This window comes from Candidatus Vicinibacter proximus (assembly GCA_016713905.1).
GTDB lineage: Bacteria > Bacteroidota > Bacteroidia > Chitinophagales > Saprospiraceae > Vicinibacter > Vicinibacter proximus.
In genome coordinates this window covers 360,137-381,267 of record JADJOE010000002.1, presented here as the reverse complement: position 1 = coordinate 381,267, position 21,131 = coordinate 360,137, and the positions used below count along the sequence as shown (strand labels likewise).

17 protein-coding genes are annotated in these 21,131 nt (G+C 38.6%); 11 read left to right on the top strand and 6 right to left on the bottom strand.

All coding sequences use genetic code 11. The features are described 5' to 3' along the window. The first annotated feature begins 148 nt into the window (after nt 1-148). Both dnaX and IPJ83_07850 read left to right on the top strand, forming a co-directional pair. On the top strand, nt 149-1,963 hold the full coding sequence (gene dnaX / locus IPJ83_07855; GenBank protein MBK7880457.1) for a DNA polymerase III subunit gamma/tau: 1,815 nt from the start codon (nt 149-151) through the stop codon (nt 1,961-1,963). Between the two features lie 24 nt (nt 1,964-1,987). After that, the gene (locus IPJ83_07850) at nt 1,988-2,443 is read left to right on the top strand and encodes a GNAT family N-acetyltransferase (protein MBK7880456.1); all 456 of its coding nucleotides are present in this window, start codon (nt 1,988-1,990) and stop codon (nt 2,441-2,443) included. Between the two features lie 38 nt (nt 2,444-2,481). On the opposite strand, the gene IPJ83_07845 is transcribed toward IPJ83_07850, so the two are convergent. Then, nucleotides 2,482-3,885 carry a phosphoglucomutase/phosphomannomutase family protein gene (locus tag IPJ83_07845; GenBank protein MBK7880455.1) on the bottom strand — a complete coding sequence of 468 codons (1,404 nt, stop codon included), beginning with the start codon at nt 3,883-3,885 and terminating at the stop codon, nt 2,482-2,484. Nucleotides 3,886-3,984: 99 nt separating this feature from the next. Here IPJ83_07845 and IPJ83_07840 point away from each other — a divergent pair, with 99 nt between their 5' ends. After that, on the top strand, nt 3,985-4,635 hold the full coding sequence (locus IPJ83_07840; protein MBK7880454.1) for a protein-L-isoaspartate(D-aspartate) O-methyltransferase: 651 nt from the start codon (nt 3,985-3,987) through the stop codon (nt 4,633-4,635). 237 nt (nt 4,636-4,872) lie between these two features. Then, nucleotides 4,873-6,159 (top strand): hypothetical protein, encoded by a 1,287-nt coding sequence (locus IPJ83_07835; GenBank protein MBK7880453.1) that lies wholly within the window; start codon nt 4,873-4,875, stop codon nt 6,157-6,159. Between the two features lie 218 nt (nt 6,160-6,377). On the opposite strand, the gene IPJ83_07830 is transcribed toward IPJ83_07835, so the two are convergent. Continuing rightward, entirely contained in the window at nt 6,378-6,776 is a 399-nt protein-coding gene (locus IPJ83_07830; protein MBK7880452.1) for a hypothetical protein, read from the bottom strand. Between the two features lie 333 nt (nt 6,777-7,109). On the opposite strand from IPJ83_07830, the gene IPJ83_07825 reads away from it, so the two are divergent. Together IPJ83_07825 and IPJ83_07820 are read left to right on the top strand one after the other, a co-directional pair. After that, a complete protein-coding gene (locus IPJ83_07825) occupies nt 7,110-8,282 on the top strand; it encodes an acyl-CoA dehydrogenase (GenBank protein ID MBK7880451.1) in 1,173 nt (390 codons plus the stop codon). Between the two features lie 3 nt (nt 8,283-8,285). Next, the gene (locus IPJ83_07820; protein ID MBK7880450.1) at nt 8,286-9,377 is read left to right on the top strand and encodes a site-2 protease family protein; all 1,092 of its coding nucleotides are present in this window, start codon (nt 8,286-8,288) and stop codon (nt 9,375-9,377) included. 52 nt (nt 9,378-9,429) lie between these two features. Here the strand turns inward: IPJ83_07820 and IPJ83_07815 are convergent, their stop codons facing one another. Further along, a complete protein-coding gene (locus IPJ83_07815; GenBank protein ID MBK7880449.1) occupies nt 9,430-10,110 on the bottom strand; it encodes an SOS response-associated peptidase in 681 nt (226 codons plus the stop codon). 54 nt (nt 10,111-10,164) lie between these two features. Continuing rightward, nucleotides 10,165-10,935, bottom strand: a complete 771-nt coding sequence (locus IPJ83_07810; GenBank protein MBK7880448.1) for an SPOR domain-containing protein — start codon at nt 10,933-10,935, stop codon at nt 10,165-10,167. A 328-nt stretch (nt 10,936-11,263) separates the two neighbouring features. Between IPJ83_07810 and IPJ83_07805 the strand changes: the two genes are divergently transcribed. From IPJ83_07805 to IPJ83_07785, 5 genes are all read left to right on the top strand, one after another. Further along, nucleotides 11,264-12,496, top strand: coding sequence for a trypsin-like peptidase domain-containing protein (locus IPJ83_07805; GenBank protein ID MBK7880447.1), 1,233 nt, complete (start codon nt 11,264-11,266; stop codon nt 12,494-12,496). 165 nt (nt 12,497-12,661) lie between these two features. Further along, nucleotides 12,662-13,393, top strand: coding sequence for a ComF family protein (locus IPJ83_07800; protein ID MBK7880446.1), 732 nt, complete (start codon nt 12,662-12,664; stop codon nt 13,391-13,393). Between the two features lie 408 nt (nt 13,394-13,801). After that, a complete protein-coding gene (locus IPJ83_07795; GenBank protein MBK7880445.1) occupies nt 13,802-15,889 on the top strand; it encodes a glycoside hydrolase family 97 protein in 2,088 nt (695 codons plus the stop codon). Nucleotides 15,890-16,272: 383 nt separating this feature from the next. Next, on the top strand, nt 16,273-17,307 hold the full coding sequence (locus IPJ83_07790; GenBank protein ID MBK7880444.1) for a Fic family protein: 1,035 nt from the start codon (nt 16,273-16,275) through the stop codon (nt 17,305-17,307). Nucleotides 17,308-17,632: 325 nt separating this feature from the next. After that, nucleotides 17,633-18,331, top strand: coding sequence for a hypothetical protein (locus IPJ83_07785; GenBank protein ID MBK7880443.1), 699 nt, complete (start codon nt 17,633-17,635; stop codon nt 18,329-18,331). Between the two features lie 289 nt (nt 18,332-18,620). Here the strand turns inward: IPJ83_07785 and IPJ83_07780 are convergent, their stop codons facing one another. Both IPJ83_07780 and IPJ83_07775 read right to left on the bottom strand, forming a co-directional pair. Continuing rightward, nucleotides 18,621-19,100: a hypothetical protein gene (locus IPJ83_07780; protein ID MBK7880442.1), complete on the bottom strand. Its 480-nt coding sequence runs from the start codon at nt 19,098-19,100 to the stop codon at nt 18,621-18,623. Continuing rightward, on the bottom strand, nt 19,088-20,434 hold the full coding sequence (locus IPJ83_07775; protein ID MBK7880441.1) for a vanadium-dependent haloperoxidase: 1,347 nt from the start codon (nt 20,432-20,434) through the stop codon (nt 19,088-19,090). Before IPJ83_07775 ends, IPJ83_07780 begins: the two co-directional genes overlap by 13 nt. Nucleotides 20,435-21,131 lie beyond the last annotated feature (697 nt).

The following is a 21,131-nucleotide window of genomic DNA, read 5'->3' as shown; positions in this document are numbered from 1 at the left end:
CTTTGCATTTTTTGATGGAAATATCTACTTACCGGTTGAGGGTTAAATATAATTTACATTTTTGTGCATACCCATTTAAAAAACCGGTAAGTCTCAAACCAATGCATTAAAATTCTCATGAATAGGTTAATTTTGACCCATTATTGACATGGAAGGATTTCTTGTTTCAGCACGCAAATACAGGCCCCTTAAATGGTCTGACGTTATAGGTCAGGAGCACATCTCCAATACCTTGAAAAATGCTTTATCTCAGGGCCAGGTAGCACATGCCTTTCTTTTTACCGGCCCAAGGGGGGTAGGTAAGACTACTTGCGCAAGGATTTTGGCCAGGGTACTGAATTGTGAAAATCCAAGCCCTGAGTGGGAACCCTGTAATGTCTGCAAGACTTGTCAGGCATTTCAGGAAAACAATTCATTCAACATTATAGAACTCGATGCTGCTTCAAATAATGGAGTAGAGGATATGAGGGCTTTGGTAGAACAGGTTAGATACCAACCCCAATACGGAAAGTTTAAGATCTACATCATAGACGAGGTGCACATGTTGACCTCCTCTGCATTTAATGCTTTTTTGAAGACTCTGGAAGAGCCACCACCTTATGCAAAATTTATTCTGGCCACCACTGAAAAACATAAAATTATCCCAACCATCCTGAGTCGATGTCAGGTATATGATTTCAGAAGAATTCAGGTCAAAGACATCATCCATCAGTTGGAAAAAATTTGTGCGGTAGAATCCATTGAAGCAGATTCTGAAGCCTTATATTTAATTGCCCAAAAAGCCGATGGCGCAATGAGGGATGCTTTATCCATCTTCGACCGCATTACCAGCTTTTCGGGAAAGAAATTGAGCTACAAGGATGTAGCGGACAATCTGAATGTTCTGGATCAGGATTATTTTTTTAAGTTTTACGATGCTTTTCTACTTGAAGATGAGCAAACCGCTTTTCTTCTATACGACAAAATTCTAAAACTTGGTTTTGATTCCGAAGTTCTGCTGGAGGGTTTGGGTCTGCATGCCAGAAATCTTTTGGTCTGCAAAAGTCCGGAAATGGCCGCACTATTTGAAGGGAGCGAACATTCCAAATCAAGATATCTCTCACAGGCGCAGAACTACAGCAAATCTTTTCTGATGACTTGTCTCGAAAGTCTCAACGAATCTGAAATCAATATGGGTAGAGCGCGCAACAAGCGGCTTCATGTAGAGATATTGCTTAACAAACTTTGTCAATTCAGAAATTTAATCACTAAAGGAATCTCTACGACAACAGCACCAGCCCCTGAAAAAAAAACTTCTGAACTGAGCAAAGAGCAAATCCAAATTCCCCAAAACGTTCAACACAATTTTGAGTTAACAGATAAAGTACAGCAGACTGGACAGATTTCTAGTGTTCCTGTAGTTGTGTCCAATGAAAATCCGAAAACGACCCAGTTAGCTAACCAGACTACAACTGTGCCGGCTGCTTCCACGGATAAAGTGAGTAACCCAGGCCCTGCCGCAGTAAGTTCGATTCCCAGGTTGGCAGATCTTAAAATGATAAAGGAAAAGATTGCAAACGACGAAAGAATCCGACAGGAAAATAAAATGGAATTTTCTGAGGAAAGTGTTCGTATTTTCTGGGAAGGTTGCATCCAGGATCAAAAATCAAATTCACTACTCGCATATATGCGACAGGCAAAGGTTTTGATTGCAGAAAATCAGGTAAACTTTTTAGTTGGCTCTATACTTGCGCAGGAAGCCCTTAGATCTGAACTTAATCTGGAAGAAAAAATCAAATCTTTCTTTCGGGAGACAGGAATTCGGATGAGTGTTGAAATTGATCCCGAAATGGCGCAAAAGGAAGACCTCGTCAAACCAAAAGTACTTTATTCTGCCAAAGAAAAATGGGATTTATTGTATGCAGTAAATCCGGAAATTGAAGAACTCAGAAATGTGCTCGAGCTCAAAATTGATGAGGATTAATACTTTTTACGGCAGAACATTCTTATGCAAAACTTTCATTTTATTCTAAAAAAATTTGAAGAATTAAGTCCTTTTGAATTGTATGAAATCATAAGACTTAGAGTGGAGGTTTTTGTTGTCGAACAAAATTGTGTCTACCAGGATCTGGACTATAAAGATCTGCATGCCCATCACCTGATGCTATATGTAGAATCTGGGGAATTAGCTGCCTATACCCGATTGCTGCCACCAAAAATTTCGTATCCTGAATATCCATCCATTGGCAGAGTAGTTAGTGATTATAATTTTCGCAATCAGGGTTTCGGCAAGATTGTAATGGATGAATCTATGCGTCAAATGGAGAAACTTTTTCCAGGACAGCCGATTAAAATTTCTGCCCAATCGTATTTACTAAAATTTTATTCAGGCTTTGGATTTGTACCAGTGGGTGAAGAATATATGGAAGACAACATTCCACATACGGCTATGATTAAACATTGATCCTTTCGAGAATCGTTCCTGGATAAGGAAGGACCATCTTAGATGTTTAAAATTTTTCTTGCGGTATCCAGTAATTGGATGACTTCATCAGCATCCCTTCCCTGAGCATAGATCCTTAGAACAGGTTCAGTTCCTGAAGCCCGAAACATGAGCCAGTTGTCATGGTCAAAGTAATATTTATACCCATCTAGTTGCTCAAAGGATCGGGTGGTATAGCTACCCCATTGGACAATTGGACCGGAATTGAGAATATGCTTGACATTTTTCATTTGGTCAGGCCAGAGCTTAAGATCCAGACGGTCATAAGCAAATGGTCCAACGATGTCATAAATTTCCCGGATTAATTGAGTAATAGGTTTACCTGACAATGCTACAAATTCCAGTACCGTTAATGCAATCCAAATTCCATCCCGTTCCGGAATATGTCCCTTGATGGCCAGTCCACCTGATTCTTCACCGGCAACCAACACATCACCATCTATCATGTGTTCCGCGATGTATTTAAATCCGATTTTTGTGATCGTAGTTTTGAGATCAAAATAATCAGCAAGTTTTTTGACTTTGTTGGTGACAGAAAAGCTAACCACAACATCCCCTTTCATTTTTTTAATTCCTGCGAGGTAATAAAGCAACAAGAGGAGGATATGATGTGAATCAATTAAATTGCCTTCATCATCCAACATCGCCACACGGTCTGCATCTCCATCATTAGCTATGCCAAGGTACTTTCCGGGATTGGATTTTAAGAACCTTGAAATCTCCACAAGATTTTTTGGAATAGGTTCCGGAGGAATATCCATAAAACCTGGATTCCATTCGCAGTGAAAAGCTCTCAGATTCGGAAAAAGTTCTTTCATGACTTCTTGCCCGGCACCATACATGGCGTCATAAGCGACCGCTGTTTTTTTATGGATCTCATCGAGGTCAAAACGATTTCTAATGTGGGTAACATAACTATTCTGGAGAGGGATAACTGCAATCTGTCCCTGAGACAAATATTGTTCATACCGCTCAAGATGAGGTGCATATTCATCCGGAATCAATGCTTCAACTTCTTCAATTTGAGCAGGGGAAGTTGGCCCACCATATGAGGATTTTAGTTTGTAGCCATTATAGGAAGGAGGATTATGGCTGGCAGTAATTACGATTCCAAGATCCACTTTATGTTGAACAACCCCAAGAGATATCATTGGTGTACTGACGAAGCCGTCTGCGACAAACACTTTGATCCCATGTGATGCAAATACCCTGGCAGATTCTTCCAGAAATAAACGACCGCCAAACCTGCAATCATGACCAATCAGCGCAGATTTCAATTCGTTTTTCTTCATCCACAGAACGGTGCCCATACATACTCGTCGAAGATTTTCCAAAGTATAATCCTCAGCAATTATAGCGCGCCAGCCATCGGTTCCAAATTTTATCTGTGCAGGTTTATTCATTCATGAATGATTTTCTCCCTCAAAGATATCAGGATCCCGACAAATTGCATATTTCTAGACATATTAAAAAATAATTATATATATTCGTGCGATTTTAATATGATTACAGATAATTATCGACAAAAGGGTCTGAGGAAAAAGTTGGTGGCTGAATTGGTATCCAAAGGCATTAAAGACGAAATGGTATTGGAAGCCATTCTCAAAGTGCCAAGACATGCTTTTCTGGATAAAGCTTTTGAAGATTGGTCCTATAAAGACCAAGCCTTTCCAATTGATTGCGAACAAACCATATCACAACCTTATACAGTTGCTTTTCAAACCAGTTTGCTTAAAATCAGCAAAGGAGAAAAGGTTCTTGAGATAGGGCTTGGCTCCGGCTATCAGGCTTGTGTACTGTTTGAGATGGGGGCCAAAGTGTATTCCATTGAACGGCACAAATATTTACATGACAAGACCGCTGAAAGGTTGAAGCATCTTGGATATCTTGGCATACGTACTTTTTATGGTGATGGGTTTTTAGGTTTACCAAGGTTTGCCCCATTCGATAAAATACTTATTACTGCTGCTTGCCCCCACTTACCAACCGCGTTATTGAATCAGCTCAAACCCGGAGGACTCATGGTTTTGCCTCTAGAGACCGGACATGGGGTTCAAACCATGATCAGAGTTCATAAAGACACAAACGAAAATATTACAAAAGAGGACTTTGGGCACTTTAAATTTGTTCCAATGTTAAAGGGAACAGTATAAATATTAAAAAAAACTTAAAAAAAGAGGTATTATTTGGAACTTATATTATTATTGTAAAGTTTTTTATTTAGTATTTCATTCATTTCATTTCCAAGTTACACAAATCATGCTGGGTACTCGTACTTGCTGGCAACGGTAGGTCGATGTTGTTTATAACACATTATTAATTATAATAATATATATTTAATTAATAATATGTTTTAAAAGTGGATTTTATTACGCTTTAAATTTGAATATATGAAATATTTTTACAGTACATTTGTAGTTCATTGTCATGTATTTACTTTGTTTTTTGTAAAATTAATTTGTGCCAGCGTTTTAATTTTTCTCTTTGGGGGCATTGAGCTATTAGCTCAATTTAACCAAACAGAAAAACAAACAGAAAACACCCAGTGTGTAACTGAATTATATCATGATGAATTAGTGGCCTCTTTTGAAAGAAGGCGGGCAATAATCGAACAAAGAACCCGTAAAAGAGGTACCAGCGGTAATTTTGAAGTCCATTTTTATGTGGATACTTCCTACGAGAGAAGGCGAGTGGGTTCTTACAATAAAAATAATGAGGTCGTTGCCTACATGAATACCTTATCGAATAGCATCATCAATAAATTTAATATTGCTGCCCCTAACTGGGATGTCAACAAAGAACTCACGGTTACATTTTATGATTCACTTACCCCTTTCAGTTATGGAAATGGTATCGTAGAAACCTTGGAAAATTTTTTAGACTGGCTTATTGTCAATAATTTTCCTGGTGATGATGACATGTATATTTTCTATACTGGTAATTACTCGAATGTGGGGGTTACCTATTTAGGAACTTTATGTCTTCCGGGTGTAGCTTTGATGGGCTTTGTAAGCAGCCAGAATCCTAACGAAGCTTTATCTAGTCATGAATGGGTGGGGCATTCTTCGAATTCATTGCACTTCGACAGTGTAGCCAATGTAATGAAATCCACAAATGCCAGCTTTCCATGGCATATTCATTCATTGGGGGAGATAGAAGATTATCTTGATTTTTCAAGTTGTGTGGATAATTTTCAATCGCCACTTGGCATTCAGGATATTGAGTTTAGTGCGGTATGCGCTGCGGACGAATTATTAATGCGCTGGTCTGTTTACCAGGTGAATAAAGGCGACCGATTTTATATTCAATCCAGCCCTGATGGTGTTCTGTGGTATAATTTGCAGGAAGTCGAGTCCAATGAGGGATTATTTTATGAGACTCGTTTAAGAGCAAATACAAATGAAAAGGCCAATTTCAGAATTAAGTTGGAGAATAAATCTGGAACAGAAATTATTTCAAACTCAATTTTTTTAGACCCTTGCGAGCCAATCAAGGATTATTATCTTTTTAACCATACTCTTTACAATCCGGAACACAACGCCATCCAAATTATCAACTTAAATGGTGTAGAAATCCTTAGATCTAATGAAGAAGAATTGGATCTAGGTATCTTACAAGGTGAAATGTTTTATTTTATAAAATCCAATGGTAAAACAGATAAACTCTTTTTGCATTAAACAATTTTAGGATTAGTAAAGCCAACTTTAAAATTGAATGGCTCAATTTTTCAATTAATTTATCGGTTTCATATAAATTGTGATAGATATCTTTCAATATATTTTCTAACACCAATAAAAAGTTAATATCCATCAAGACCCTTGTTGGCAAAGATTTAATAGCGCTTGAAAATAAATGAGTCAACGAATAGTTGTAACAGATATTTTCCCTTCAAAAACTATTTTATTTTTTTAAGAAAAATTTCGATATCGTGCAAAAGATTAGATTCAGCATGATTGATTTTTCTTATTTGGGAGGCGATTTCCCTGCAAGTATGCATGATGTTTTCATGCGTAAGCCGATCAAAATGAGCTGCGTGTTCAAGTGCGTACTCTTTAAATTCATTTAGTGCGTCCTCAGAGCTGTATCCCTCCTCATCCAACCATTCAAAAATAGCTTCTGTTTCAATTCCACCATCTGTATCGAATTCATGTTTTTCATCATCAGTTTTTCTCCAAATTTTCTCTATTTCCTCGTGAAGTTTGTTGAATTCAGAAAGAGCTACGTTTCCATCAATTTTTGCGACAGCGTAAAAGAGGTAGGCTATTTTTTCATAAAATGCTTCCGGTTTACTCATATGGATCGATTTTTTTTGGTTTGCATCATTGTATTCAATATGTGTCAGCAACTTTGGTTGGTTGCAAATTTAGAATAAGTTTTTAGCTTTCTTAAGAATGCTTTATCTGGATTGAAGCTAAAACCTCAAATGGTTTTGGATCTGTTTGGTTATTTGCTCAAAAGCAATAGCTAATATCCTGTCCGCCAATGGAATTTAGTGTTAAGTCATAAACCTTAATAATTTTCAGAAACTATCAGTGAAGTAATTTTATTTTTATGTTGGCAGTGGGGTTTGGACCAAGTTGGGTATATTTTGCTCATTTCGATTATCTTCGCAAAAAAAATCCTAGCCATGTATTTTAATCTTTCAGAAGAGCATGAAGCAGTAAGACAAGCCGCACGAGACTTTGCCCAGCAGGAACTCTTGCCTGGCGTAATTGAGCGCGACACCCAAATGAAATTCCCAACCGAACAGGTCAAGAAAATGGGCGAAATGGGATTTCTCGGGATGATGGTTTCCCCGGAGTACGGTGGTGGTGGAATGGACACCATTTCCTATGTGTTGGCAATGGAAGAAATTTCCAAAGTAGACAATTCTTGTTCGGTGATTATGTCTGTCAACAATAGCTTGGTTTGCTGGGGAATTGAAAAAATGGGCACAGAGGCACAGAAACAGAAATATCTTCCAATTTTAGCTTCAGGTGAATGGATAGGATCCTTTTGTCTTTCGGAACCAGAGGCAGGCAGCGATGCCACGCAGCAAAAAACTACAGCCATTGATTGTGGAGATCACTACCTGTTGAATGGAACAAAAAACTGGATTACTAACGGTGGAAGCTCTTCTGTTCATTTGGTCATGGCCCAGTCTGATCCGGGATCAGGACATAAAGGGATATGTACTTTTATCGTAGAAACCTCATGGCCGGGTGTTGTGATTGGTGCTAAGGAAGATAAACTGGGAATCCGATCTTCAGATACCCACACCATACTATACAATGATGTTAAAGTACCCAAGGAAAACTTGCTGGGACCTCCGGGGAACGGATTTAAATTTGCCATGCAGACATTGACCGGAGGAAGGATAGGGATTGCCTCACAAGCCTTAGGTATAGCTTCCGGAGCCTATGAATTGGCTTTGAACTATTCCAAAGAAAGAAAAACATTTGGAAAACCAATCTCCCAGCATCAGGCGATTGCATTCAAATTAGCGGATATGGCCACTGAAATTGAAGCTGCCAGACTCATGGTACACCGTGCAGCATGGATGAAAGATCAGGGTATGGATTTTGGTGTGGCGGCATCTATGGCAAAACTTTTTGCTTCTGATGTTGCCATGAAACACACCGTCGAAGCAGTCCAGATCCACGGAGGATATGGCTTCGTAAAAGAGTATCATGTAGAGCGTCTCATGAGGGACGCCAAAATTACCCAGATCTATGAGGGAACTTCTGAGGTACAAAGAATGGTTGTATCCAGGGCTATACTCCAGGGTCAACTTTATCAACCCATGTGGAGCAGCCAATAAATAATGATAGAACAATCCTTACGCATCGGCACCTTTGCCGGAATCCCGGTGAAGATTCACTGGTCTTTTCTTTTCTTATTCGTGTATATTCTCGGCAGCGGACTAATGGCTGGAACCAGTCTGGACCTAATTGTGGTTGAAATGGTCTTCATGTTATGTATGTTTGTCTGTGTGGTGCTGCATGAATTTGGACATGCCCTCACTGCCCGTCGATACAATATCAAAACAGAAGACATTATACTTTTACCAATTGGCGGAGTGGCCAGATTGCGCAATATGCCGGAAAAACCTTCGCAGGAGCTTTGGGTAGCCTTGATGGGACCTGTAGTAAATCTGGTTATAGCGATTGTAATACTTATTTATCTGATGCTTCGTTATGGCACGGCCATATTGGCTCCTGATCTGGAAGTTCAAGAAAGCTTTTTGACCTGGCAAAATTTTATTCCCACCCTCATGGTGGCTAATATTTTTCTGATGATTTTTAATTTGATACCTGCATTTCCAATGGATGGAGGGCGTGTACTCAGAGCGTTACTTGCCATGAGATTAGGTCGATTGAGTGCCACCAAATGGGCAAGTAGAATAGGTCAATTTATATGTCTGTTGCTGATTGGTTATGGAATTTACCAGGAAGCCTGGGTTATGGTATTCATAGGGATCTTTATTTTTATGAGTGCGATGCAGGAATATAAAAGTGTAGCGATCGACGATGTCGTAAAAAATAAAACCATTGGCATGATGGCCAGAAAGGTAAATGTTTATTTACCGGACTACCAGACTCTTCAAGAATGTATGGATCTGGTCATTCGCAATGGATTGGCCAATTACCTGGTCATGGATCTGGAGGGAAATTATTGTGGTACCGTCTCCACGTATAAAATAGTAAAGCTTCACAAACAAAATCCTGAATTAAGGATAAAGGACATTTATCACCCGCAACTCATTTACATGAAGCCCTCGACACCATTGTTGGAGGCCATGCAGACTATACGTGGTGGACAGCCTGTTATTTTGATACAGGAGGAAGAAGGAGGTCTATCCTACATCGATGGAGAGGTTATTGAAAGATACATGATGCTGGAGGGTAGGACATAAACAATATTACCTTAGGATCATTTTTGAGTTCAAAGGCCTTTTAAAGAAATATTTAGATCCTCTTTATCAAATCTTCATCATTGTTACGTACAGAATTCACCCTGTTTGAAACTGTGTAAGTCTCCATCATTTCATCCGGAAAAGGCTTAACCATTTGGATTAATTCTTCACCGGAATGCTCTTCGGGATCCAGCCAAAGACGTTCTTCTTCCTGCAACAGCATGGCGGGCATTCTGTCATGAAGCGGTTTCATAAATTTGTTGGAAGGCAGAGTGATGATGCTGAAACTGAGGATGGTTTCACCCTTTTCGTTTTTCCAGCGGTCGTAGATGCCGGCCATACAAAATAATCCGAAGTCTTTAATGCCGATTCGATAGGGTATTTTCTCTTTACTGGAAAGTATTTTCCATTCGTAGAATCCATCCATTGGTACAAGGCATCTCCGGTGGAGAAGGGCTGATTTAAAGAATGGTTTTTCCAGGAGACCTTCAACTCTTGCATTGATCATTTTGGATCCAATTTTGGCATCTTTGGCCCATGAGGGAATTAGTCCCCATTGGACCGGCCTGAAATGGTCCGGGTCTTCCTGTAGAATGACAGGAAGCTTTTGCGTCGGTGCAATGTTGTAATTTGGTAGTGGATTGTAGCGTTCAAGATCCTCTGAATAGAAAGTGGATCCAAACCTTTTTTCTAGGTCTTTTTCAACTTTGGTCAAGGAACCCCTACCACACATGAAATGAAATCTCTATGCTCGAGACGGGCATTGGTGAAAGAAAGTTTACAGACCTTACTGCATTTTTACAAACGCAGCCTGACCTTTTGCTTTCAGATTTTTTACTGTTTTGTCGGCTGCTTCTCTGGAATCATATTGACCGGCAACTGCACGATAATACTCTTCATTTCCAAATACTTTTTTCGCTGCTGTGGAGTAGCCTAGACTTTTGAGCTTTGAAACTTGTTTTTCAGCATGGGAAGGCACTATAAAACTACCTGCCACCACATAATACTTACCTGATTTACTGGTTGTGGCTGAGGAAGAACTTTTTGCCATTTCTTTTGATTTAGCAGGAGCAGCAGTTTTTGTGGATTTATTGCTTTCAACAACCTTCGTTGATTTAGCTGCAGTGGTAGAAGATTTGCTTTCAGATTTGGTAGAATTTGCCAGATTTACGGAAGGCAAATCGTCAGAGCTTGTAGTGCTGCTTTTAACGGCTTTGCCATTATTGGAAACTGCTTTAGCAACCGGTGAGGTATTTTCTTTTGGTGTAGAAGCAGAACTATTATTTACATTTCCTGAATAATCGATTGAACCATTGTCCGGTTCAGTAATTCCAACCTGATTTGGTAATTCTCCGGTGAGACCAAGAATTACAGAATCTTCTGCGGTCATTGGAAGATTTTGTGAAGAAATGGCTGTATCCACAAACATGCTGTCCAGCATTTCTGTTGTAGGCTCCATATCTGTCGGGGTCTTGAATCTTTTATACATCATTACCGAGATGGCTACTACCAACAATACAAGCAGTAGATAAAGGAGCACGCGGATCAAATTCTTCATTTCCATAATATATTTTGATGCAAATATACAACATATTACAAATTATGAAAAAAAAGATATGTAAATTATCCGTTAATGTGCTTTTCCAAAAAAGCAAAGTGATGAGCCTATTTATATGATTTATTTTACGCTATTGCCATACGAAACCCATTCTATCATTTTGTAAAATTTGGATTTCCTTCAGTAAATCCGGTGATTCAGGTCAGCAAATTAATCCATTTCAAGAAAGAAATTTTACAAGTTAAAACTATGTTAAAATGAAAATTAACAAAAACAGTCGATCCGGCAATCTCGTTTCCGTTACAATTGAACATCAAAATTTAGTATTATGAGAGATTTATTATCATACGTTTTAGCCGGTCTTTTTGGAGGCCTTTTGGTTTTTGGCGGGATACAATATTATCCACCAGGTAGTGATGCTCTAAATGGAACAAAATCTAATTATGCTACAAAAGTCGCAGCTCAGGTAAATGAATACCCTAATGCTAATCCAACAGTTGGACCAGACTTTTCCATAGCTGCAGAGAAAGCACTTAACGTAGTGGTCCAGATCAATGCACAGGAAAGCGAACGTGTGGTCAAGCAAAAGGAATCTGAGCTTCAGCGTGACAATCCGTTTTTCAACCATCCTTTATTCAGGGATTTTGACATGCGTTCCTTCGGTTTTGGCATGCCTTATTATCAACAAAAAAAAGGTAGTGGAAGCGGGGTAATCATATCTAATGACGGATATGTAGTTACCAATAACCATGTTGTGGAATTTGCCGATGAAATCGAGGTAATTTTAAAAAATGGTAAAAGTTATAAGGCCCAAAAAATAGGAACTGACCCCCGTACCGACCTGGCAGTGCTTAAAATAGAAGAATCAGGATTACCGGTTCTCCAAATGGCAAATTCGGATCAGATAAAAGTGGGGGAATGGGTTCTTGCTGTGGGTAATCCATTTGGATACCTTACTTCAACGGTTACTGCAGGTATAGTAAGTGCCAAAGGGCGGGATTTGAATATTATTGATGAAAATCAAGAACAACAATATTTTTATGGACAGAAAGCACCAGAAAAAGGCATTGAGGAATTTATTCAGACAGATGCAGCAGTAAATCCGGGTAATAGTGGTGGTGCTTTGGTAGATGCGCAAGGAAGGCTGGTAGGAATAAATTCAGCAATTGCATCGAAGACCGGTTACTATAGTGGCTATTCTTTTGCCATACCAGTAAACCTTATGAATAAAGTTGTCAAGGAGCTTATGACCAATGGCACTTTTGAACGCGGAAAGCTTGGTGTAGTAGTTTCTGAAATTGATGAAGAAAGTATAAAAGAATTGAACCTTTCTTCAAAAGATGGAGTTGTAATAGAGAATCTCGAAGATAACAGCTCTGCAAAATATGCTGGTCTGCGTCAGAAAGATGTAATTGTTGGGGTTAATGACAAGCCGATAAAAAACTATGAAGATCTCCAGAAGGCAATTGGTTTGACCAAAGTTGGAGAAACCCTCAACATTAAGATCATCCGGGACGGTATGGCCAAAGAAATTGCGGTCAAGATTCGTAAAGGCGTGTAACAAGGTTTTTGTAGCTTTCTATAAAGTTGGTTTTTCGTTTTGTTTGAAGGTCCCGGTCAGTAATGACCGGGATTTTTTCATTTATGCCATGGGATGAAAGAATGTGAAAGAAGATTTTTTAGAATAAATATTCTTCCTACTTTTGTTTTGAACACCTAAAGTACAATGATGCATTTTTTTCGATCTTCCTCCGAAATAAGGAGGAAATTAGTTTATGCCGGTGAGGCATTGCTTGAGCTTTTCTACCCAAACTTATGCATGGTCTGTGGTGCAAGATCCCACTCAAAGGAAGAAATATTTTGTTTTAAATGTCAAGCGCTCTCCAGTCCAACTTCCCTGCACCTACACCCTGAAAATGAATTTACTGGACATTTTAAAGGGCGGGTAAATATACTTACTGGTGCCAGTTTGTACTATTATGTACCGGATGGCCTGGCGCATAAAATTCTTGAATTGATAAAGTATAGGAATAAACCGGAATTGGCAGAAGGGCTTGGCCAGTACTATGGCAAAATCCTAAGCGATGTCCCCTCTTACCGAGAAATTGATCTGGTAATTCCCGTACCGCTACATCCGAAAAGAGAATTGCTAAGAGGATACAATCAAAGTTTATTATTTGGAAGGGCAATAGCCAAAGAATTAAATGCAGAAATTTTACACAATGTTTTGATCCGATCCAGCAACACCAACACACAAACAGAAATGGATAGATTTCGCAGAAATGAAAATATGCGAAATGTATTTAGACTGATTAATCCGGATAGTATCCATCAAAAAAATATCTTATTGGTAGATGATGTACTTACCACTGGCGCTACCCTGGAATCATGTGCGATCGAATTGCTGAAAGGTTCTCCCAAAAGCATCTGTATGGCTACTATTGCGATGGGAAGGTGAGGAAAGTTGGAAATGAGTTAATTTGAAAATGAGCAAATGAGTTAATGACGAAGATTGCAAATAGTACTTGCTAAATTCCTCGTAAATTTCAAGCTAGGAAGCTCGAAATAACCGGGTTGTTGGAAGCTTCCCAGTGTTAAATTTACGAAGATCAAAAAGTGCACTTGATACACACGTCTTAATGAATTGGTTAATGTGAAAATTTGCAAATGAGCAAATTATGAAAGCGATTATTGAAAAGGTGGAATCATCAGTATACTTTTATGATGTAATACAAATAAGCCAAAATATCGCAATGCGATAATACTATAAGGCTGTAATGATAGAATGCTCTATTTTTGTCCCTCAAGAAAATATCAAATGAAATTAATAGGTTTAATGCGTGGGGTTCTTGTTGCATTTATTTTGATGGAGAATGTATTAAATGCTCAGGCTGCAAATGTTCTCAAACTTAATTCTCCAAATAATTTGATGGAATTAAAATTCTATCTGGATGAGCAAGGAAGCCCGCGGTATGGTTTCAAAGCAGAGGGTTTACCAATTATCAAAGACGGTGGATTAGGGATTCTTTTGAAGGATGCGATTGGTCTTGACAAGGATTTTGTGGTGGACAGTCATTATACTGTAGAAATGGATGACACTTGGACAACCGTATGGGGAGAAGAAAAGCAGATTAGAAATCATTACAGATCCTTACATATTAGACTCAAGCAAATTTTAGGACCAACAAAAAGGACTTTGATTCTAGAATTTAGATTGTTTGATGATGGTTTGGGATTTCGCTATATTTTTCCGGAAGATGGAAACCTTGGGCTTTTCACAATAAGTGATGAACTCACCACTTTTCCTTTGGATGCTGACCATGATGTATATTGGATTCCGGGCGACTATGACACCAACGAATACAGATACAGCCGGTCTAAACTAAGTCAGGTGCATGCACTGCAGTTTAGTGAAGACAATAACATTGCATTTAAACAATCGGTCCACGACAGCCTGGTTCAGACTCCATTGATGATGATTGCTGGAGATGGTTATTATCTTGCTTTTCATGAGGCTGCCTTGGTTCACTATCCTGCCATGAATCTTGAAATAGATCGGTATAAACTTGTTCTTAAGTCTCATCTGGTGCCGGATGTTTTGGGCAATAAGGCCTATTTGCAAGGTGGAGATAAGACGCCCTGGAGAGTTATATTATATGCTAAAAAAGCAAAGGATATTTTAACCAATAGAATCATACTTAATCTGAATGAACCCAGCAAAATTCCAGATCCATCCTTCATTAAGCCCGGCAAGTTTATCGGTGTTTGGTGGGAGATGCATGTGGGAAAAAGCAGTTGGAATTATTGGGATAAAAGCACGTCTCTATCTGCCAAATTCTGGAAACAGGCAAAGCACCATGGTGCCAACACCGCCAATGTTATCAGATATATCGATTTTGCGGCCAAACATGATATTCCTTATGTATTAGTGGAAGGATGGAATGAAGGATGGGAAGATTGGTTTGGTGCTTACAGGGAGCACATTTTTAGTTTTTCAAAGCCTTATCCTGATTTTGACATCAATGCGATCTCTGCTCGTGCTAAAGCCAAAAACGTGAAACTTATTATGCATCATGAGACTTCAGGGGCAGTAACGGATTATGAAAGACAGTTGGATACGGCCATCAGATTTATGATTCAACATGGTTATCCGGGCATAAAGGGTGGTTATGTGGGAAAAATAATTCCAAGGGGAGAACACCATGACGGACAATGGATGGTCGACCATTATGAGCGTGTAGCAAGTAAATTTGGATTGAACAAAATGACAGTGGATCTACATGAACCCGTAAGGCCCACAGGTCTTCACAGAACTTATCCAAATTGGTGGTCTAATGAAGCAGCTAGAGGCAACGAATTCAATGCCTGGAGTCGCGGTAATTTGCCGGAACACGAGACCATACTTCCCTTTACCAGATTATTGGGTGGTCCGATGGATTATACCCCGGGGATCTTTCAAATCAAGATGAATGTGTACGATTCATCCAAAAAAGAACAAGTACACACTACCCTCACCAAACAATTAGCCCTGTATGTTACACTTTACAGTCCCATCCAAATGGCTGCAGACCTGATTGAGAATTATGAAAAGCGTCCGGATGCCTTTAAATTTATCAAAGAGGTTCCTACCGACTGGGACACCACGGTTGTCCTGGATGCAGAGCCTGGAGATTATATATACGTCGCACGACGCGAGCGTAATGGCAAACAGTGGTATGTTGGGGCGATTACCGATGAACAGGAAAGGTTATTTGAACCGGATCTAAGTTTTCTGACTCCTGGAAAGAAATACAATATGATAATTTACAGAGATGGGGAAACTGCGGATTGGGAAAAAAATCCAATGAGCTATACCATTGACAAAAAAACCATTCGCTCTACCGAAAAATTAAAAATTCGCCTTGCACCCGGAGGAGGCTGCGCGATCCAGTTTACGCCTGCGGGAAGAAATTGATAATGGTGTAATGTAGGAGAATACAATATTTTTAAACGCTATAATCCTGCGGTTCTGGAATGCAATAATGGTATGACCGAAAGATCTCTGCCTTTGCCAGAGTATCGTGCATAGCAGGATTAGAAAGGGAGTTCTCCGCCCAATAGCGGACGTGTCCGCCTCTTGCCGGAACCCTGTCTGACGCTGCTAGCAGGCATGCGCGAAAGCGTCTAAATCATTTTAATAATGCGGGTATTGTGAAATTTGAAAATGGTATAATGAAATTAGTCCATTCCTCTATCCAAACTAGATAAGGTTTGTATTAATTTCTTGCCAAAGGAGGGAAAGTTAAGAAATTCAAGATTCGTATCAAATTCGTATATTTACGTATAAATACAAATCAAATGGACTTGACTGCGTTTAAATTCAATTTGGAATTGGACATGGAACTGATTAGACAACTCATTGTTTTTGAACGGTTTGATGCTATTTGGTCTAATTTAGAAAAGAGGTCAATGAATCAGCTCAGTGTTTTGAGGTCAAAAGCCACCACCCTATCTCTGGGTGCAGTTCTCAGATTAGAAGGATTTGATTGGTCAGAAGCCAGAATTGAGTCATTTTTGATGAACTACAATTTCAGGAAAGAGGATTCTTCAGATGTGCGAATTTTTGGTGGTTATGTACACGCAGAAAGCTATTTTTTGGAGAATTCACTGAATTTTGAGCTTAATGAACCCAGTTTAAAAGATCTTCAAAAAAACCTTTTGCAGTTTAGTCCGAAGGATGATTGGCATTGTGGGGATTATAAAAGAATAAACAACAATCTTGAAATCGTTCTTCCCGATGGAAGCAAGGAGCTTGTTTTTAGAGCAACCGAACCTGGTATCCATACCATTGAAGCAATGAAACAATTGTTTGATTGGTATTATGCTGACCAGAACACCATTGGAATTTTAAAAATTGCTATATTTATTTATGAATTTTTATGCATTCGTCCCTTTCAGGATGGCAATGGAAGATTGAGTTATTTGATCGTAAAAATATTGATGATGCAAAATAATTATAGTTGGTTTTCGTATTTGAGTTTTGAAAAGGAAATTGAGCAAAATCGACAAGAATATTTTACCATACTTAAGGATACTCAAAAGCACAGACCCGCAGAAAATATTATCGGTTGGTTGAAATTTTTTATGAGTTGTATGATTAATCTTCAGGATAACTTAAAAGGCAATATCCTAACCAAAACAATCACTACGAATCTCAGTGTAAAAGAAAAAAAGGTTTGTACAATAATCAAAGATAATCCAGGTATATGTTCTTCGGAAATATCAAAAATTTCCGGTATTCCATTACCCAGCATTAAAAAAATGCTTAAAAAATTAGTGATGCAAAAATTTATTTCAAAAGAAGGCATAGGAAAAGCCACCAACTATTGTTAGTTATAGTTTCCACATTTAAAATTTTCATCTATTTTTTTCATTAGAAACTAATGAGGTAGCGTTAGTAGATGAAATATTTTTGATTCGTTGTATTTTCTTAATTAAATCGAAATAATTCAGAGTAATGGATACCAATGGAAATATTTCTTTTTATTTTGAAAATCAATTACATTGATTGGATGATAAAAGTCATGTTCTAATATAATAAGGAACATTAAATACAATTCAAGACAAACTATACTTGAGTAAGAAATTTACCATGCTTAAACTGTATGCAGTACGTAATGGTAAAGGCGATTTGCTCAATCACTAAAATATTGTAACCATGAAAAAATTATTTTATGTTTTAGGATTTTTTTTGGTTTTGCTTGTATGGGTTTCGTGTGAGAAAGAGGACAGTTCGCCGAATACTCTGGGGGGAAGCACGGATATTCCACTAACGCCGGTCAATGGGGTATCGTCCGTGTTTGGCAGTTATGGCAACCAAAACATCAATGGTGGAAGTATTACTGTGGTCAAGAATGAAGATGGTTTGGTTACTTATAAAGCTCTTATTGATTTGAATCAATTCTCAAATGAGTTAAAACTCAAAGCTCTGAATTATTTAGCTCAACTTTCCAATTATTACAAGTTTGATACTGCCTTTACTCTTGCGCAGGATGGCAAGTTGAGTTTTGAATTCAAACTTAAAATAACCTCTGAAGGATATCAGGATTTCTTTATAGAAGGCAAACCTTGGGTTATTGGTAAATATGGGGATGGTGTGGGAACTAAGTACACCATTACGAATTCCAAGGGAGAGGAGTTAGTCAGGACCGTGACAGAAAAAACAGGATTAGATGAATGGCCGTTAGGGTTCTTTTATATTAAAACATCCAAAATCGAGCAGGACGCTCCAGCTGATGACCCTGTAATTTCTAAGGTAATATACAGGATAAATCACCGGTTCGGATTGGTCTATTTGGAGTATCAATTAAAGGATGGTACAACGCTTAAGTTAAGTGTGTTTGCACCGTTTGTATAGATTGACGATGGATTTGGCTGTGTAATTTAGATTTTTGAATAGTTAATTAGATTGCCTGATTTTAGAATCAGGTAAGGGTAATTTGGGTTTAGATTGTCTTGGGGTGATGCCACAACGTCACCCCATTTTAATTTTTTAAAATAAATTAATTCAACAAAGTAAGAGGTGTAGAATTCTTAGGAAAAATTAAATATGAAATTCAAATTTTAAAACAATTTTGGATTGGAAAACATATTTTGGTGAATAGAAATTATTTTCATTTACTAAAATATTAATTTTTGAATTCATTTTATTTGTCCGGACACATTTCCTTGGAAACTTTTAAAAATTCCTGATCTAGAAAAATTCGGTCTTCTCTTGAAATGTAAATGGAATCGTATAATTTCTTTTGAAGCAATTTGATTTGTTCTGCTTTCTCTTTTGTTTTTTGATGAAGAGGTTCGATAAGCGCGTTCATGGAATCCAGGAGAGGCCGAAAGTACTTTTGTTTTTCCGGAAATTGTAAAAGAGAATCTTCGGTGAATCTGATTTGGTCTGCCAGTTGGAATCTTTCTAACCTAAGTAGTTTTGCCTCGCAAAATAAAGTAGCAAGAAGTTTACTGTCCAGATCCGGACTCAGCGTTTTAGTTTGATGCTTACAGGAGAAGGAAGAAAGTAATAGTGACAAAAATAATGCCGCACCAATCCAAACAGGCATCCTGACGGATAAAGAAAAGTAACATAGATTCCTGATAGAAAGCAAGACAAAAACCGGTTTTATTCCGGCCATTGAATTTTTTTATTCACATTATCCCCGATGGAGCGTCCCATTTTTAGGCCGTTCAGATTATCGGTATTGTAATGTATGCCGCCGTACAGTCTTGAGTTGGCACATTCTTCTGCCATTTGATTAAAATTATCAAAATTTCTTACCGAAAAGCCGAATTGTAATTGTGTACGATCAGTGAAAGGATAAAAACCATCGCCATCTGTAAACATATCTGTAAAAATTCTTGCTCCTGCTGCTGCTTCTGTGGCATGTCCTGAAGTATAGGCAGGAAACGGTGGAGTGCCAATGACTGTGGCAAAACTGGCATCAATATTTTGCTTGATATAGCTTACAGGACGAATCAAAAAGTAATCATATTTCGTTTTCCAGCAAGCAATAAAAGCATCATTTTCTGCAATAGCGAGTTTAGCATAACCTATTGCACAGGTACCGAGGTTTGCATTGTTTTCTTCCAGTAGCTGCGTCATAATGTTAAACGTGTGACCAGTAGGAGTGCAGGTATTAAACGGATCATCGGCCCAAAATTTTGCTATTTCTTTTTGCTCGGAAGTAGCATTGGTTACGGTGTTATAAACCTGCATGGCTTCTTTATAAAATTCGGAAGTCACGACTGTTGAGTAAGCGGTGTGGGCTGCAGGCTGTCCTTCTGTGATATTGGCATTCAAAAAAGGTCTGTTTGAAGCCCAGCGAGGTGCCAGTGGATTTAAAGTTGCGCTGGTAGGTACCCAGGCACCATTATTTTTAGGCCAGGTATAAGGTAATTGAAAAGGGTCTACATAAGATTCATGACCACCGTCTGTTTTAGAATATTCAAAAATTGCAAGTGCAACAGCGTTGCCATATTCCTTGGATCGCTTAGCGATGGCCTCGGTGGTCTCCATAAGAAACTTATCGTACCATTTGGTCTCCAGGTCAAAGATCCTGTTTAGATTATCCTTACTGATCTTTTGCTCAAACATTTTCTTGATGATTTCACCAAGGGCATAATTAGCGACAATCCCCCAGTGATACTCCTGTCCAGTCTCCACGGCAGGGACAGATCCCGCAGAAAAGCCATTTAGCTGTCCGGTTAAACTTACAGGGGATTTCCATCCCTGAGCAATACTTTCATAGAGTGCTATTCCCGTGTAGCCGAAGGCTCTTGCGGCCTGCGGTGGAAAAAATCCCGCAGTTTCTTTAACAATGGTACATTCCAATTTAAACCACTCCTGAGTAACCAGTCCATCATAATCTGAAACGCTCTTAACTTCAGGTTTTACGGTTTCTTCTTTTTTACACTGGGAGACTAAGCAACACAAGGCTATAAGCCCTGTCAGAAGGAATAGTTTTTTCATTAGTTTAAATTTGAGTAATGCAAATATAATGCTTAAAACAGTGGAAGTCAATACCCAAGCTAAAAATGGCAAAATGCTATAATCTATAATGTTACATTGTGAATATCTAGCATGGATTATGGCGGTTTGCAACCGCGACATAAACAACGACTGCTTTGAGCCTCCCGACTTAAAGCTTGAAAGATGATCTCACATCCCAAGTAGTCTTCCTCCCTTCTCTTTTAAGAGAAGGGTCGGGGCCGTGCCCCCTATTTATTATGGGATGAGTTGAACGCGTCCCTCCGAGCCTAACTTAAGTCCATCCAACAGAGTAAAAATCGCAACTTCCTTTCCTCGTTAGTCTTAAGCGAGGAAGCATAAACAACCAGGGTTTCGTTTAGCCTCCCGCTTTAAAACTGGCGATTTTACAATCATTCAACTAACATTAACCCTTGGAAAGATCAGAACCAATGGTAATATTCTAAAGAGTGACACAATTAAAGGAGGTTCTGCGAATACATAAGTGATCACAGATTAAACTTAGACTGACCTTTTAACGCTATAGGCTTAAATATATTAAGTTTTACATGGCATGTATTGTCAAGGCTTATTTAAATTAAATTTCTTTGATCAAAGACTCAAATAAGTATGATAATTACTTCTATTAATCACCAGGATTTCATTGATTTTAAAGTGGTTTAAAAAAAGTTTTGGGAAA

Excerpts from the sequence above, each read along its gene's own strand:
- dnaX (MBK7880457.1), top strand. The coding sequence starts at position 149 with ATGGAAGGATTTCTTGTTTCAGCACGCAAATACAGGCCCCTTAAATGG.
- IPJ83_07850 (MBK7880456.1), top strand. The coding sequence starts at position 1,988 with ATGCAAAACTTTCATTTTATTCTAAAAAAATTTGAAGAATTAAGTCCT.
- IPJ83_07845 (MBK7880455.1), bottom strand. The coding sequence starts at position 3,885 with ATGAATAAACCTGCACAGATAAAATTTGGAACCGATGGCTGGCGCGCT.
- IPJ83_07840 (MBK7880454.1), top strand. The coding sequence starts at position 3,985 with ATGATTACAGATAATTATCGACAAAAGGGTCTGAGGAAAAAGTTGGTG.
- IPJ83_07835 (MBK7880453.1), top strand. The coding sequence starts at position 4,873 with ATGAAATATTTTTACAGTACATTTGTAGTTCATTGTCATGTATTTACT.
- IPJ83_07830 (MBK7880452.1), bottom strand. The coding sequence starts at position 6,776 with ATGAGTAAACCGGAAGCATTTTATGAAAAAATAGCCTACCTCTTTTAC.
- IPJ83_07825 (MBK7880451.1), top strand. The coding sequence starts at position 7,110 with ATGTATTTTAATCTTTCAGAAGAGCATGAAGCAGTAAGACAAGCCGCA.
- IPJ83_07820 (MBK7880450.1), top strand. The coding sequence starts at position 8,286 with ATGATAGAACAATCCTTACGCATCGGCACCTTTGCCGGAATCCCGGTG.
- IPJ83_07815 (MBK7880449.1), bottom strand. The coding sequence starts at position 10,110 with ATGTGTGGTAGGGGTTCCTTGACCAAAGTTGAAAAAGACCTAGAAAAA.
- IPJ83_07810 (MBK7880448.1), bottom strand. The coding sequence starts at position 10,935 with ATGAAGAATTTGATCCGCGTGCTCCTTTATCTACTGCTTGTATTGTTG.
- IPJ83_07805 (MBK7880447.1), top strand. The coding sequence starts at position 11,264 with ATGAGAGATTTATTATCATACGTTTTAGCCGGTCTTTTTGGAGGCCTT.
- IPJ83_07800 (MBK7880446.1), top strand. The coding sequence starts at position 12,662 with ATGATGCATTTTTTTCGATCTTCCTCCGAAATAAGGAGGAAATTAGTT.
- IPJ83_07795 (MBK7880445.1), top strand. The coding sequence starts at position 13,802 with ATGGAGAATGTATTAAATGCTCAGGCTGCAAATGTTCTCAAACTTAAT.
- IPJ83_07790 (MBK7880444.1), top strand. The coding sequence starts at position 16,273 with ATGGACTTGACTGCGTTTAAATTCAATTTGGAATTGGACATGGAACTG.
- IPJ83_07785 (MBK7880443.1), top strand. The coding sequence starts at position 17,633 with ATGAAAAAATTATTTTATGTTTTAGGATTTTTTTTGGTTTTGCTTGTA.
- IPJ83_07780 (MBK7880442.1), bottom strand. The coding sequence starts at position 19,100 with ATGGCCGGAATAAAACCGGTTTTTGTCTTGCTTTCTATCAGGAATCTA.
- IPJ83_07775 (MBK7880441.1), bottom strand. The coding sequence starts at position 20,434 with ATGAAAAAACTATTCCTTCTGACAGGGCTTATAGCCTTGTGTTGCTTA.